We start from the raw sequence: 13,848 nt of genomic DNA on the forward strand, positions 1-13,848 counted from the left end.
AGCCAGACGGTCGGCGGCCCAGATCGCGTTATCGGTAAGCTGTCGCTGCCACGCGCCCACGCTGGGGGCCCACCGGAATCCGTTCCCTTTGAGCTCCGTGCGGGTATCGGCGTCCGGTTTCCCGTCAAAAAAGATTTGCAGACGGTTTTCCTGCCGGTTCATCTCCACATGGCCGCCCTCAAACTCCCAGCCGAAAAATTCCGTTTCGGCCCGTTTGCTTAAATCTTCGATTCGTTCCTTTATCCTGCGGATTTCCGCGCTGGTGTTCGTAAGGTCAAAGGGCTTTCTCAGCCAACTGCACCGGGCCATATCCGCCTTTAGCTTTTCTATCTGGTCAGGGGAGAGAAGGGCACAGCCGTCAAGCGTTCCGTGTTTGCGGTAATAGACGTTTACTTCCTTCATAATCAGTTGGGAGCGTTCCAGCCCTTCCAGTTTCTCTTTCAGCTTCGGGACAGCTTCCGGGTCGTCCGCACTGATTCCGCCCATGCCCGTACTGCGGATTTTATCAAGGAGGCCCTGAATATGCCGCCATTCCTCCATGTTGCTGTCACGGGCCCGGTTCTGGTTTTCCTTCTTCCTGATAGGGAAGTTGGCAGGCCCCGCTATCATGACGGACGGAACCCGCGCGTCAATCGCAAACTGCTGGTTCATGTTTTCCGCCAGTTTGCGGGAATAGGTATCAAGCAGATGGTCGATTTTTTCATGGAACATGGGGTCAACCCTTGCTTTCTGTTTTTCCGCCACAGCAGCGGCCTTATCTACAAGGTTGCGGTATTCTGTGGTTGCGCTCCCTTCCTGATAATCATAAAAGCTGTTCATCTCTTTGGCGCGGCGGGCCGCTGTCTCGTTGATTGGATAGTAGTTGATGTTGCCTGCACCTCCTTTGCGGCCTCGGGCCATGCTGGCCCGAAGTCTTACCGTTCCTCATGGGAAGGCCCCGTCTTTTCCTTTTTCGGGGCAGGCGGGGCTTCTTTTAACTGTTTCAGGGTTTCCAGAATGGAATGTGGCGTCTCGTTCGGATAGGCAAATACACGGTGCTCTGCGGGGATATCCTCTGTCCCGTGGTAATACTCGGTGAATCCAAGGGGAGCGGCGGACACATAACCAGCCGGCGCAAAACAGCCGCCTTCGTTGATGGCGATATCGCGGCCGTATGCCTCATAGTCAAAATAGGCCCGTATATCGGAAGGAATATGGATTGTCATGAGCTCGTCCGCATAATAACAGCCTAAAGCCTCCCAAGTCTCTATACCCGGCTGAAAATTGTAAATATTAAGATTTTGAGCGAGATTGATTAAATCTTTCACGCTTGCCGTATGTTTTCCTAAGACAAGGGCGGCTTCATACTTTTCCAGTTCGCCATTATCCCGTACTTCCTCCAGAACATGCGCCAGATGGTTCAGCTCGTCAATATCCTCATATTCATCAAGGTAATCGTACAGCCCCAGCACGTCACTCTCAAAGTTCGTGATGAAGATTTCTGAATATTTCTTCCCGTCTATTTCTATCCGGGAAAGAAGCGCCTGTATTTCCTCCGTGGTGGCTGGGAATTTTAAATATTCCCCGACCTCAACGCCTCTGATGGCATATAAGGCTACATTCGTCAGATAGGCTTCAAATATCATTGGCGTTCCGGCCCTGCTGGTTGACCGTCACAATCCCGTCCAGGGTGGTTGCCGTAATGTTCAGCCGCTGGGCCACGGCAATATCATTCTTCACATCTTCGTCCACAGCGCCGCCGCAGACAACAAGCACCCGGGCCCGCCGGAGCATATCCCGGCGCATGTCAATCCCGTCCTTATGTTCCTCGGGGATAGCGTCATTGATAAACAGCGGCAGATATAGGAGCGGGCAGATAGGTGAAAATCCCGCTTCGTAAGTAATCCGGCAGTATTGGACAGCAAGGGCGGTGTCAATATCCGGCTCCCCGTTCCATGCCGCAGTAATATAAGCTAAAGGTCGTTTCACTGTTTTTACCTCCGTTTCTTCTATAAAAGAGCAGTAGCAGGATAAAGCCCAACCCCTCCGCCCCTTCCCGTGGGAAGGGGAACGGCTCAAAGGAATTTATATCCCCGTCGCTTGACCGCCTTAAAGCATAACCGGGAGAAATCTGTCAAGGGTGCGAAGCACCGCCTACGGCGGCAGGCCCTTGACAGATTTTCCCGGCTATGCTATCCAACAAACGGCGACGGGGAATTATATATCCTTCGAGCTTCGGGGCGTGGGGCTGCGCCCCACGGTCTTAGTCTCGGGTCACACTGGCCCGAAGCCCTGCTTATTTCTCCTTGTCAGCTTTTTTCTCCGGCTTGACCTGTTCCTTCTGCTGTCCCTTCCAATCGTCCAGCAGTTTGATGATCTGGTCTTTCATTTCCCTCGGGGTGGCCTCCGCGCCAAAATATTTCCCCAGCTCTGCACCTGTTAAAATCACTTTGTCTACCTCCTTCTTGTCCTCCATCATAATTCCGTCAATCACGTCACCATTGAGCAGTTTCTTTTCGTCAAGCTCCCTCATGCGTTTGGCCTGTGCCTGTGTGGGGGAAGCCTGCTGGCTGTCAATGGAGACAGCGATATAGTTTTGGTTCTTCTTATTGATATAGGAGAGCTCCACGGCTGTCGTGAAGCCGATTTTCTTATCGTCCACCAGCTTCATTAAGTCGGGAACCAGCTCATTGAGCCGGATAAACCGCTGAACCTGTTTGACCGCCATCTTGTTGCGCTCTGCCACAATCTCATTGGAGCGTTTCCCGGCCTCCTTCGGGTCAACATGGCCCGAAGTCCGGGTTCCCTGATGTTTGATGGCCTCCAACTGCATTTTCAGGGCCTTTGCCTTTTCACTGGGGAGAATTTCCTCACGCTGGTTTAAGTTATCCTCCACCATCTGCGTGATGGCTTCATCATCGGTCAGGTTGCGGACGATACAGGGCATGTCCGTGTAGCCTGCCAGTTCGCTGGCCTTCTGGCGGCGGTGGCCGGATACAATCTCATAGCCGCCGCCCTCCAAGGGCCGGACGATAGCAGGCTGTGTCACGCCCTTGTCCTTGACGCTGGAAACCATGGCCCGCATTTCTTCATCGTCACGCACACCGAAGGGGTGGTTTTTGAAGGCGTGGAGCTCATTCAGTTTCAAATAGACAATCTGTTCCTCTCCCCTGCGGGGTGCCTCCTTTGGCGGCTCCGGGGGCGTGGGTGCCGCCTGTGCCGGGGCGCTGGCACAGGGAGCTCCTTTGGAAACCGGAGCTGTACTTTTGGATTTTCCCGATTTTACGGGCTGTACGGGCTTTTCCATTGTCTCTTTTTTGGGAGCGGCAGTCTTTTTTGTGGGCTCCGGTTTCTCGGCTTTCTTTTGTCCGGTCTTTGGCAAATCAGATATCTTAGTAATAGAAGCGGACTGTTTTTTGCCGGGAGCGGCGGGGCTGGCCTCGGTCTGTTTCTGCTGGGCTTCTTTGACTTGCTTTACAATATCGTCCAGCTTTTTAGAACCAGCGGCTTCTGTTTCCTTCACTTCAACCGCTTTTGTGTCAGCCGCCTTGTCCTTTTCCTTGTCCGGTTGAGCTACAGCCGGAGCCGTGTCCTTGACCTCCTGACTGACAGGCGGGCCGGTGGGAGAGGACTGTTCCTGTAAAGTTTTAGGCTTTTCATCAGCCATGTGTGCATTACCTCCTTTTCGTGGCATGAAAAAAGGCCCAACCATTACGGTCAGGCCCGGTTAAGGGGTTATTTCCTTGCGACAATTTTCGCCTCCTTCCTTTTAGGATAGTAAAAAGGACAGGGCGGGCCTGTCCTCTTTAAGCAAACTAAATATATTCAATCAATGCTATGAAGCAGATATAATCTTTTCATCATACTTGAAAACCGCCAAATCTAAGGCTTTTTGGCTTGTCCACTCGTAAATCTCCCTGATGTTCTCAAATGTTACATCATGCTTAGGTCGGCCGCCGGCCCTGCCGCCGAGAATGGTGGTGTTTTTCACCATATCCCAGGAGAAGTTGTCAATCGGCTCCCTGGCTACCAGGAAGTTGCCCGCGCGCTGGGTCAGCTGTGCGAAGTTTACCACATAGTCCTCCGTGCCGCCCAGATAAGTATAAATGGAGGCTTCAGAGCCCATAAAGCCGATATCGGCTTCGTCTGTAAGTACGGCGGTCATGGTTTTATCGGCTCCGAAGCCGGTAACCAGCGTGAGGTCGATGCCCTCCTGGGCAAAATAGCCTTCTTCGATGGCCACGTACATCGGCGCATAAAAAATGGAATGGGCTACCTCATTCAGCGTAACCTCCGTCATTGCTTTATCCGGCGTATCCTTGGCGGTTTCCTGCTTCTTACCACAGCCTGCAAAGGTAAAGACAGCCATGGCAAGAACCAAAGTAAATGCGAGAATTCTTTTTTTCATAAATCCCTCCATAGGTTTGATGGTATATTGTATGAAAAAAAGCGCGGAAGGTGCTTCTTTTTTGGCTGGTATGGCTGTACAGCCGCTTTTTTGGGGGGAAGCGCCGGCTTGACAGCTAAGGAGGGATTGGGGATAATGATAGAAAAGAGCGGAAAAAAGTCACTTGTGGATTGGGGCAAAAAGCTGCGAGGGGACTGGGCGGTTACGGAAAAAGGAAGCTGGGCGGGAAAATGGCAGGATTTGCAGATTGGCGGAAAAAAGCGGGCGGGATGTGTGAAAAAGCCATGCAGGCCGCCGCAACGGTATATCTTCTGGTTGCGGCCTGTATGGTGCCGCTGTATATGCATGACGGATATTATGGGCTTGGGACGGCAAAATTCCAGCTTTACCGGAATGTGGGCTTCATGGCGCTGCCCTTGATGGTGATTTTTGCTGCGGTAAAAGCGGCGGGTGGCTGTAAAGGGGGACGCCGGAGGCTCTGGGGCAGGGAAAAAGGCGGGAATGGGACGCTGCCGGGCATTTGGATTAAGGAGAAGGCCGGAACCTGGCTGCCGGAGCTTTTTCTTTTGGCTTATGGCGCTGCGGTGATACTTTCTTTTTGTCTTTCTTCCTATAAAAAAGAGGGATTGTTTGGGGCGGAGGGCTGGTATATGGGGCTTTTTTCCCAGATGAGCTTTCTGGCGCTTTATTTTTATTATGCGTATGTCTGGAAGGCGGAAAAAGAAGCGGTTGGGGTGATTCTGGGAGTTTCTGGCGGGATTTGCCTGTTGGCGGTGCTGAACCGGTTCGGCTTTTGGCCGGTGGATTTCCGGGGAAGGTCGGATACGACGCTTTCCACTATTGGGAATGTGAACTGGCTGTGCGGGTATCTGTCGGTGCTGCTGCCTGTGGGGACCGCGGTGTTCTGGGAAAGCCGCAGGGAAGCGCAGAACGGCGGAAAATGCAGGGAAGGGCGGAAAGGCAGAAAATGGCTGCAGGCGGGAGCGGGGGCTTTCACGGCGGCGGCTTTTCTGTGTACGGCTGTGCAGGGGAGTGACAGCGGTTTTCTGATCATAGGGACGGCGCTGTGGGTGCTGTTCCTGATTTCCTGCAGGGACGGAGCGGAAATGTCCGCATTCCAGGATGTGTTTCTGACGGCTTCGGGCGCTGTTTTCGTGGGGCTGCTGGGACTGCGGGTGTTTCGGGGGACTGTGGAAGCGGGCAGCGGGATAACGGGGATCGTTTTGTATGGCGCGGGGGCGGTTACGGCGGCTGCGTTTGCGGGACGGCTCTGGTGGAAGAAATGCGGCGGGACGGAGTGCGCTGGGGAGCGCTCTGGAATGAAAAAAGGCGGGATGGAGCGCAGCGGAGTAAAAAAAGGCAGGACGGGGAACGACAAGTCTGCAGATGCCGTACAGCAGGGAAGGCGTCTTTCCCTTATGCGGAAAATGGGCGTGCTGCTGCCGGCGGCGGCAGCGGTGATCTGTGCGGGACTTCTGGCGGCCGGTACGCTGGGAGGGGAAGGGATGAAGGAAAGCCTGCCGTCCATTTTTATTTTCAATGAGGAGTGGGGGAACGGACGGGGCGGTATCTGGAAGGAGTGCCTGGAAATATGGCGGGAACAGGACATTGCCAGGAAGATGTTCGGCGTGGGGCCGGACTGCCTGAAGGCCTTCCTTTATGCGGAGCAGGGCGGCAGGCCGCTTCTGACGCAGATTTATGCGGATGCGGTCCTGACCAACTGCCATAACGAGTGGATGACCTTGCTGATGGACACCGGGCTGCTGGGACTCATTGCTTATGCGGGCTTCCTGGTCAGCGCTGCGGTGCGTTTCCTGCGTAAGGGCGGAACTGCAGGGGCGGCGGGAGCGCTGGCAATCATTACCTACACGGTTCATAATATGGTTAGTTTTCAGCAGATTACGAGCACACCCCTCCTTTTTCTTGCGATAGGACTGGCATGGAACAGTGGTTGTATAAAGCGTGAGAATAGGGTAAAATGAGGATAAAGAGTAAAAGGCCTTCAATAGTGAGGATGGTGAACAGCTACAAAGATTTATGGAAAAAGGGGAGCGTCCGGCCGGCTGGCCCGGAGGCGTGCAACGGGAAAGGGTAAGGTGTTGCTATGAAAAAAGGAAAGAAATGGCTGATGTATTTTGCGGCAGCGGTGCTGCTCACAGTGGTGATTCCCATTACGGCCGGGGCCTCAGGCTCGGCCAGCGGCAATTCGGCCAGCGGGAATGCGCCGGCGCCCACAAAGCCCAATGTGGTGCAGATGAGTACCGGAATTAAGCTGAATTCCACGGTGCCTACCTATTTTTATGCGGACACGGTAAAAGGGGTCATCATCCTTTCGCCGGACGGTATGGTGAAAACGGCTGCCGGGCTGACGGATGCCCAGATAAAGAACGGTGCGGGCCTTTATTTTTCCGTAACGGAAGGAAAGACAGGGCCGCAGGCCAGGCAGGCGGTGTTCCTCACTGCGGCTATGAACGGAAGAAACGTGATATCCATGCTGGATGTGCAGCTGACGAGCAATGCCGGCGGGAAAACTAACATCATAAGCCGGACGCTCGCTCCTGTGGTGCTGACCATCGGTGTGCCGGATCAGTTCCAGGCCTGGAATAATTTTCAGGTAATCAGCATTGCAAACGGCTCCATTGAGGTGCTGCCGGATCTGGATGTGGATCCGAGGACGGTGACGGTGGCCACAAGCAATTTTGGCGTGCTGGCGCTGGTTTATTAAGTACAGTTGGACGTCATATATAAAGCCGTGCGCGGCGGGCAGGCTGCCGGGAGGTGATTCCCGGCAGCTTTTTCCGGCTTTCCCAACCGGCTTGGCAGACTGGTTTTTTATAAAAAATTTCCCTTTTTTCTATCGACATCGAATGCATGTTCCGATATAATAGAGAGCATGGATTTACGGAAGAGGCGAGAATGGAGAAATAATATGAGCATTTATGATACTTTAAATGAAAGGCAGCAGGAGGCGGTCTACCACACGGACGGCCCGGTGCTGATACTTGCCGGTGCGGGAAGCGGGAAGACCCGCGTGCTGACCCACCGCATTGCTTATCTGATAGAACAAAAGAGGGTGAACCCCTGGAATATCCTGGCCATTACCTTTACCAATAAGGCGGCGGGGGAAATGCGCGACAGAGTGGACGATATCGTGGGCTTTGGCTCGGAGAGCATCTGGGTATCCACCTTCCATTCCACCTGTGTCCGTATTCTGCGCAGATACATAGAACGGCTGGGCTACGGGAATAATTTCACCATCTATGATACGGACGATACGAAAAATATCATGAAGGATATCTGCAAACGTCTGCAGATAGATACCAAGACGCTGAAGGAGCGGACGCTGTTATCCGTCATTTCATCGGCAAAGGACAGCCTGATCTCCCCGGTGGAATATGAGCTGAAGGCCATGGGGGATTACACGAAGCAGAGGGCGGCGCAGGTTTATAAGGAATATCAGGAGGTTCTGCATAAGAATAATGCGCTGGATTTTGACGATTTAATTGTAAAGACAGTGGAGCTGTTTAAGACCTGCCCGGATGTGCTGGATTATTATCAGGAGCGTTTCCGTTATATCATGGTGGATGAGTACCAGGATACGAATACGGCCCAGTTTGAGCTGATACACCTGCTGGCGGGCAAGTACCGGAACCTGTGCGTGGTGGGCGATGACGATCAGTCCATCTATAAGTTCCGCGGGGCCAATATCAGCAATATCCTGGATTTTGAAAAGGTGTTTCCCGAGGCGGAGGTTATCAAGCTGGAGCAGAATTACCGTTCCACGCAGACCATCCTGGATGCGGCCAATGCGGTGATCCGTAATAACGTGGAGCGTAAGGAGAAGGCGCTGTGGACGGAAAAGGGAGAGGGCGACCAGATTCATTTCCGCCAGTTTGACACCGCCTATGAGGAAGCCGAATTCATTGCAGGTGAAATCGGAAAGAAGAAAAAATACGGGAAAGCGGAATTCAGGGACTGCGCGGTTCTTTACCGCACCAACGCACAATCCCGTATTCTGGAAGAACGTTTTATTATGGAAGGCATTCCCTACGATGTGGTGGGCGGGGTTAATTTCTACTCGCGCCGGGAAATCAAGGACATGCTGGCATATCTTAAGACCATTGACAACGGGCGGGACGATCTGGCGGTAAAGCGCATCATCAACGTTCCCAGGCGGGGAATCGGCGCAACCACCATCCTGCGTGTGCAGGAATATGCGGACGCCAGGGGACTCAGCTTCTATGATGCGCTCCGGGAAGCCGATCAGATTCTGAGCATCGGAAAAAGTGCGGCAAAGCTGAAGCCCTTTGTAATGATGATCCAGTCCTTCCGCAGCAAGCTGGAATATTACAGCCTGCAAGAGCTGATGAACGATATTATCGAAACCACGGGCTATGTGAAGGAGCTTCAGGAATCGGACGAGGAGGATGCGGAGGATCGTATCCAGAATATCGACGAGCTGGTAAGTAAGGTGGTGGCTTATGAGGACAGCCATGACGACCCCTCCCTGAGCGAGTTTTTGGAAGAGGTGGCGCTGGTGGCTGATATTGACGGTGTGGATGCGGAGGATAACCGGGTGCTTCTCATGACCCTGCATTCCGCGAAGGGACTGGAGTTCCCCCATGTATATCTGGCCGGACTGGAGGACGGCGTGTTCCCCAGCTACATGACAATCACCTCCGACGACCCTTCGGCAGTGGAAGAGGAACGCCGCCTGGCCTATGTGGGAATCACCAGGGCCAAGGAGGATCTGACGATCACCTGTGCAAAACAGCGCATGCTGCGCGGCGAGACGCAGTACAACCCGGTCAGCCGGTTTGTCAGGGAGGTCCCCGGGGAATTGCTGGATAACAAGCCTCAGATATTCAAGAAAAAAACGGATTTTGAGGAATACAGGGAGACGCCGGAAAGCCGCGCCAGATTCCAGACGGCCCCTTATGGCGGCAATTATGCGGGCGCGCCCTCCCAGGCAGCGGACTGGCGGCCGAAAGCTGTGGTAAAGCCCAAACGGACCGATCCGGAAAACAAGCCCTTCATTGCCCAGGGCATCGGAAGCCTGGCCGGAGTAGCAGGACTGAGCAAGGGGGCAGGAACCAAACAGGCCAGTTTGGAATACGGTATTGGTGACAGGGTGCGCCATATTAAATATGGAGAAGGAACCGTGCTCAACATTGTGGACGGACCGAGGGACTATCAGGTCACCGTTCTTTTTGATAAAGCGGGCCAGAAGATCATGTATGCCGCTTTTGCAAAGCTGAAGAAGATATAAGGGGAAGCCGCTTTTGGAGAACCGGTTTGTTGTGTTCTGACGGCCGGATTATATTTTTTCCCGGGCATCGTAACGTATCGGTTCAGTAAACTGAACTGATATATGGATACGACAAGTTCATATTTATTTCATGAAAAATTTATAGTAAAGCAATGTAAAAAGTGGTATGATAAGAACAGTATTTAAGCATACTAGTAGCAGGGAAGAAAGGATGGTTTGCATGGGAAAGCTGGATGAGGTATTAGAAATGATGAAAGTAAACGAACTCCTTGGCAAAAAAGAAGAAAAGAAAGACAATGGGAATACAGTTCTCTGGATTCTTGCAATTATCGGAGCCATTGCGGCGGTAGCAGGAATTGCATATGCGGTGTACCGTTATCTTACTCCTGATTATCTGGAAGATTTCGACGACGATTTTGATGATGATTTCGACGACGAATTTTTTGAAGATGAGGATGAAGAAGGCACCGATACAACAGAAGATACTGCCAAGGCAGATGATGCCGGGAATGATGAAGAAACAAGTGAAGAATAAGTAAAGTATCGACAGGAGACGGGATGCTGAGGCATCCCGTTTTTTAGGCGTTTTATTAATGTTTTGTAATGGGACAGTTATGAAGTTTATTATACAGAATGGAAGAAGTGAGAGGGCGATATGAAAAAAGGTCAGGTCAGAGAAGGAATCGTACGGGACGTGAAGTTCCCCAATAAAGGAAATGTGGAATTGCTGCCTTTAAAAGACAGGGAGGAAGGAACGGCTCCGGGAATGTCCGCGGCAGAAACCTTTGCGGCGGAAGCGTCTGCAATGGGAACTTCCACAACAAAAATGGCTTCTGCGGCTGAGTACTGTACGGTAAAAAATGTGCTTCCCGGACAAAAGCTTTCCGTGATGATAACAAAGGTACGCAAAGGAAAAGGAGAGGGACGTGTGCTGGAGGTGCTGGAGCAGGCGCCCGATGAGGTGGAAGCGCCCTGCCCCCATTTCGGAAGCTGCGGCGGCTGTACATATCTGGCGCTTCCTTATGAAAAGCAGCTGGCGCTGAAGGAAAAGCAGGTAAAGGAGCTTTTGGACAGCGTGCTTTGCAGGCAGGAGGAGCCATGGGTTTGGGAGCCGATAAAAGCAAGCCCGAGGCAGCTGGGCTACAGGAACAAGATGGAATTTTCCTTCGGGGACGAGGTAAAGGACGGCCCCCTGGCATTGGGGATGCATAAGAGGGGGAGTTTTTATGATATTGTATCTGTGAGGGACTGCAGGATTGTGGATGAGGACTACCGGAGGATTCTTAAGGGGACGCTGGACTATTTTACCGCGGAGAAGGCGGCCTTCTTCCACAGGTTGACACATCAGGGGTATCTGAGGCATCTGCTGGTGAGAAAGGCATCCCATACCGGGGAGATATTGATTGCACTGGTTACTACAACGCAGGAAAACAGGGATCTGGCTGCATTCCGGGACATGCTTCTGGGACTGCCGCTGGAGGGAAAAATTGCGGGAATTCTGCATATTGAAAACGATTCCGTGGCCGATGTGGTTCAAAGCGACCGGACGGAAGTACTTTATGGGCAGGATTATTTTTATGAGGAGCTGCTGGGGCTGAGGTTTAAGGTATCGGTATTCTCCTTTTTCCAGACAAACAGCTATGGCGCGGAGGTGCTCTACCGCACGGCCCGGGAGTACATCGGAGAACTGAAAAAGGAAGGCTGTGTGGTGTATGATCTTTACAGCGGTACCGGAACCATTGCGCAGCTGATGGCGCCGGTGGCGGAAAAGGTGATTGGCGTGGAAATCGTGGAGGAGGCTGTGGAGGCCGCGAAAAAGAACGCACAGCTGAACGGGCTTAATAACTGTGAGTTCATCGCCGGTGATGTGCTGAAGGTGCTGGATGAGATTGAAGAAAAACCGGATTTTATTATCCTGGATCCGCCCAGGGACGGGATTCATCCCGGGGCGCTGCAGAAGATTATCAGATATGGGGTGGAGAGGCTGGTGTATATATCCTGCAAGCCTACCAGTCTGGTACGGGATCTGGAGGTGTTTCTTGGGAACGGATATGCGGTTAGGAGAGCGGTTGCTGTGGATCAGTTTCCGTGGACTTCCGGGATTGAGACAGTGGTAATGATGGAGCGTTGTGGTTTGTCTGTAAAAAATGAAAATAAACAACAGGATGTTGTGGTTAAGGACTGAAAAAAGACTTAAAATGAAGCTGAAAACAGGCAAAAAACGGTATTTATTTTCCCTGTTTTGATGATGGTTTGCTGCTTTAGGCCTTGTTTTTATAGAAAGACTAAAAAACAAGGAGAATATATAAAATCTATTTTATGGAAATTCGATAATCAGGAATTGCGTTGTAAGGGGAAAAAGCAGCCATGTATAATTAAATATATGGCTGCTTTTTGGGGATGAATTATGACTAAGCCGTTAATTCTGGCTGCAGGTAATAATGGCTCTAATTAATTTTGGAAAGGATTTATATTTAACGGTGTAGTGTGTTTCTCAAAAGCTAAGATAGTTTTAAAACAGTATAGAAAATTTGTAAGACAAAAATGAGATATATAAGATTAAGATAAGAGGCGGCTAAGTGAAATATTTCACATGGCCGTTTTCTTTAGTTAGTGTATAAATGGGAACCAGGAAGGGAGGTGATGTCATTCAGCCTATGTAGAGCAGCATAAGACAAATTCAGAGAAAGGAAAATTCTTATGTATGAAGTATGCATTTATACAAAAGACATTACCTGTAACCCGAACTACGATGGCTGTGCCATCAGTCTGCCAGCCTCAAAAGCAGAAATTGAAGATGCTTTACAACGGGCCCGGGTGTGTGGGAAAAATAACTATGTCCTGGAATTCCTTTTTTGGCCGGAGTTTCTTATCCCTATCTTAGAAAATTGTGAACCTACGATAAAAGAAGCTGATGTCCTGGCAACGGGTATTTTTACTTTTGATGAATTTAATATATATAAGTACGAAGCGGTGCTCCATTTCCTGTCGGAACTGACTATGAGAAGTCTTATTAATGCAGCATTTAGCTTGGAGCGTTTCGAATTTTATGCAGGAATACATTCGGAAGAAGAACTGGGAGCGTTTGCTATTGAAATGGATGTTCTTCCTATTCTTGAAAGTCTTTCAGAAGAAATTTACGACTTGCTAAGTGAGAAAAAAGTAGGAACATATATGGTTGAACAGGAAAACGGGGTTTTTACAGAGGAAGGGTATTGTTTTCGGTTTGAAGAGGGATGGAATGATGTTTATGATGAAAAGATACAGAACTTTAAAGAAGAATCCAACTGTCCCATTTTGATATGTTTGGAAGTCGGAGAAAAAGGCGGGTATCGGGAAGCTTGGATTGGCCTGCCATGCAGAGAAGAATCAATTAGAGAGAGCAGGGAATATCTGTCAGCTGAAATTGGTGGGGAATGCAGATTTGAAAAAGTCCAAAGTGTTATTTCACAATTAGAAAAGATGAGATTTGGTTTTCAGGATATAGAAAAGTTGAATCTGCTGGCACAGTCTCTTTTGGAGGAAGAGGGAAAAAACATATGGAAATACAAAGCATTACTGGAAACGAAGTCACCTGCCAGCGTTGAAGAACTCATAGAACTGAAGGTATCCTTCAAGTCATACATGACTTCTGGGATGCCTTCTTTTTTTGATATTCGTTGGCCAAGGTTGATAAATATAGAGGGATGTTAAATAATGAAATATTTATGGATTATATTATTTCTTATTTTAATCGGTGCGAATGGTATAACTACTGAAGCGGTAGAAGAAGTGGGAGTGATTAATCAGGGCACAAAAGGCCAGTTATAAGTACGAATGCGATACTGATTACAGAGGGTAATATATATGACAAATCTGTTGATAATTTGATGAATGCATACTTGAAGGTACCGGAAAAGATTAGAAAGGTCTTTGAGAGTGAAGGATTTAAGATAAAGATGTCAGAAGAATATATTTTAATGAAAGAAACAAGATAAGCTTTTATGCAGAAGAAAATGATAGGGAGTTTTTTGCTGAATCTTTTAGATTATATATAAAATCTCCTCAATTGCTTCAATTAATAGTTACACAATGATTTTGGAAGCAATTAATAGTTTTAATTTTGTTGCATAACAAAAAGATTATGGTTATATAAAAAGAATAACTACTATAATGACACACTGATATTTATATTTACTATCGCCTCTGAATA

At 50.0% G+C, this 13,848-nt stretch carries 11 protein-coding genes; 6 read left to right on the forward strand and 5 right to left on the reverse strand.

The window, feature by feature from the left end:
* The 5 genes from HMPREF1548_RS17905 to HMPREF1548_RS17925 form a co-directional block, all read right to left on the reverse strand.
* Positions 1–900: DUF8626 domain-containing protein (locus HMPREF1548_RS17905; RefSeq protein WP_021637822.1), on the reverse strand; the 900-nt coding region annotated here is incomplete at its 3' end.
* A 14-nt stretch (positions 901–914) separates the two neighbouring features.
* A complete protein-coding gene (locus tag HMPREF1548_RS17910; RefSeq protein WP_021637823.1) occupies positions 915–1,625 on the reverse strand; it encodes an antirestriction protein ArdA in 711 nt (236 codons plus the stop codon).
* The gene (locus HMPREF1548_RS17915; protein WP_021637824.1) at positions 1,615–1,968 is read right to left on the reverse strand and encodes a DUF7768 domain-containing protein; all 354 of its coding nucleotides are present in this window, start codon (positions 1,966–1,968) and stop codon (positions 1,615–1,617) included. The genes HMPREF1548_RS17910 and HMPREF1548_RS17915 overlap by 11 nt, the downstream gene beginning before the upstream one ends.
* Before the next feature lie 307 nt (positions 1,969–2,275).
* Positions 2,276–3,646 carry a ParB/RepB/Spo0J family partition protein gene (locus tag HMPREF1548_RS17920; protein ID WP_035322783.1) on the reverse strand — a complete coding sequence of 457 codons (1,371 nt, stop codon included), beginning with the start codon at positions 3,644–3,646 and terminating at the stop codon, positions 2,276–2,278.
* Between the two features lie 168 nt (positions 3,647–3,814).
* Complete coding sequence (locus HMPREF1548_RS17925) at positions 3,815–4,387, reverse strand: ABC transporter substrate-binding protein (protein WP_051358432.1); 573 nt, start codon at positions 4,385–4,387, stop codon at positions 3,815–3,817.
* A 230-nt stretch (positions 4,388–4,617) separates the two neighbouring features.
* Here HMPREF1548_RS17925 and HMPREF1548_RS17930 point away from each other — a divergent pair, with 230 nt between their 5' ends.
* The 6 genes from HMPREF1548_RS17930 to HMPREF1548_RS17955 all read left to right on the forward strand — a co-directional run bounded on the left by HMPREF1548_RS17930 (position 4,618) and on the right by HMPREF1548_RS17955 (position 13,349).
* Positions 4,618–6,369, forward strand: coding sequence for an O-antigen ligase family protein (locus HMPREF1548_RS17930; protein ID WP_157065707.1), 1,752 nt, complete (start codon positions 4,618–4,620; stop codon positions 6,367–6,369).
* A gap of 122 nt (positions 6,370–6,491) precedes the next feature.
* A complete protein-coding gene (locus HMPREF1548_RS17935) occupies positions 6,492–7,112 on the forward strand; it encodes a hypothetical protein (RefSeq protein WP_021637828.1) in 621 nt (206 codons plus the stop codon).
* A gap of 204 nt (positions 7,113–7,316) precedes the next feature.
* The gene (gene pcrA, locus HMPREF1548_RS17940; protein WP_035322785.1) at positions 7,317–9,656 is read left to right on the forward strand and encodes a DNA helicase PcrA; all 2,340 of its coding nucleotides are present in this window, start codon (positions 7,317–7,319) and stop codon (positions 9,654–9,656) included.
* Positions 9,657–9,876: 220 nt separating this feature from the next.
* Positions 9,877–10,191, forward strand: coding sequence for a hypothetical protein (locus tag HMPREF1548_RS17945; protein WP_330406340.1), 315 nt, complete (start codon positions 9,877–9,879; stop codon positions 10,189–10,191).
* A gap of 120 nt (positions 10,192–10,311) precedes the next feature.
* Positions 10,312–11,841, forward strand: coding sequence for a 23S rRNA (uracil(1939)-C(5))-methyltransferase RlmD (gene rlmD / locus HMPREF1548_RS17950; protein ID WP_021637832.1), 1,530 nt, complete (start codon positions 10,312–10,314; stop codon positions 11,839–11,841).
* Positions 11,842–12,356: 515 nt separating this feature from the next.
* Complete coding sequence (locus tag HMPREF1548_RS17955; protein WP_021637834.1) at positions 12,357–13,349, forward strand: hypothetical protein; 993 nt, start codon at positions 12,357–12,359, stop codon at positions 13,347–13,349.
* The last annotated feature ends 499 nt before the right edge of the window (positions 13,350–13,848 follow it).

It is taken from the genome of Clostridium sp. KLE 1755, from assembly GCF_000466465.2.
In the GTDB taxonomy this organism is placed as follows: domain Bacteria; phylum Bacillota; class Clostridia; order Lachnospirales; family Lachnospiraceae; genus Eisenbergiella; species Eisenbergiella porci.

Bases quoted from the DNA above. Each gene is read 5' to 3' on its own strand.
- rlmD (WP_021637832.1), top strand. From the start codon at position 10,312: ATGAAAAAAGGTCAGGTCAGAGAAGGAATCGTACGGGACGTGAAGTTC.
- HMPREF1548_RS17910 (WP_021637823.1), bottom strand. From the start codon at position 1,625: ATGATATTTGAAGCCTATCTGACGAATGTAGCCTTATATGCCATCAGA.
- HMPREF1548_RS17945 (WP_330406340.1), top strand. From the start codon at position 9,877: ATGGGAAAGCTGGATGAGGTATTAGAAATGATGAAAGTAAACGAACTC.
- HMPREF1548_RS17925 (WP_051358432.1), bottom strand. From the start codon at position 4,387: ATGAAAAAAAGAATTCTCGCATTTACTTTGGTTCTTGCCATGGCTGTC.
- HMPREF1548_RS17935 (WP_021637828.1), top strand. From the start codon at position 6,492: ATGAAAAAAGGAAAGAAATGGCTGATGTATTTTGCGGCAGCGGTGCTG.
- HMPREF1548_RS17930 (WP_157065707.1), top strand. From the start codon at position 4,618: ATGGCAGGATTTGCAGATTGGCGGAAAAAAGCGGGCGGGATGTGTGAA.
- HMPREF1548_RS17955 (WP_021637834.1), top strand. From the start codon at position 12,357: ATGTATGAAGTATGCATTTATACAAAAGACATTACCTGTAACCCGAAC.
- pcrA (WP_035322785.1), top strand. From the start codon at position 7,317: ATGAGCATTTATGATACTTTAAATGAAAGGCAGCAGGAGGCGGTCTAC.
- HMPREF1548_RS17920 (WP_035322783.1), bottom strand. From the start codon at position 3,646: ATGGCTGATGAAAAGCCTAAAACTTTACAGGAACAGTCCTCTCCCACC.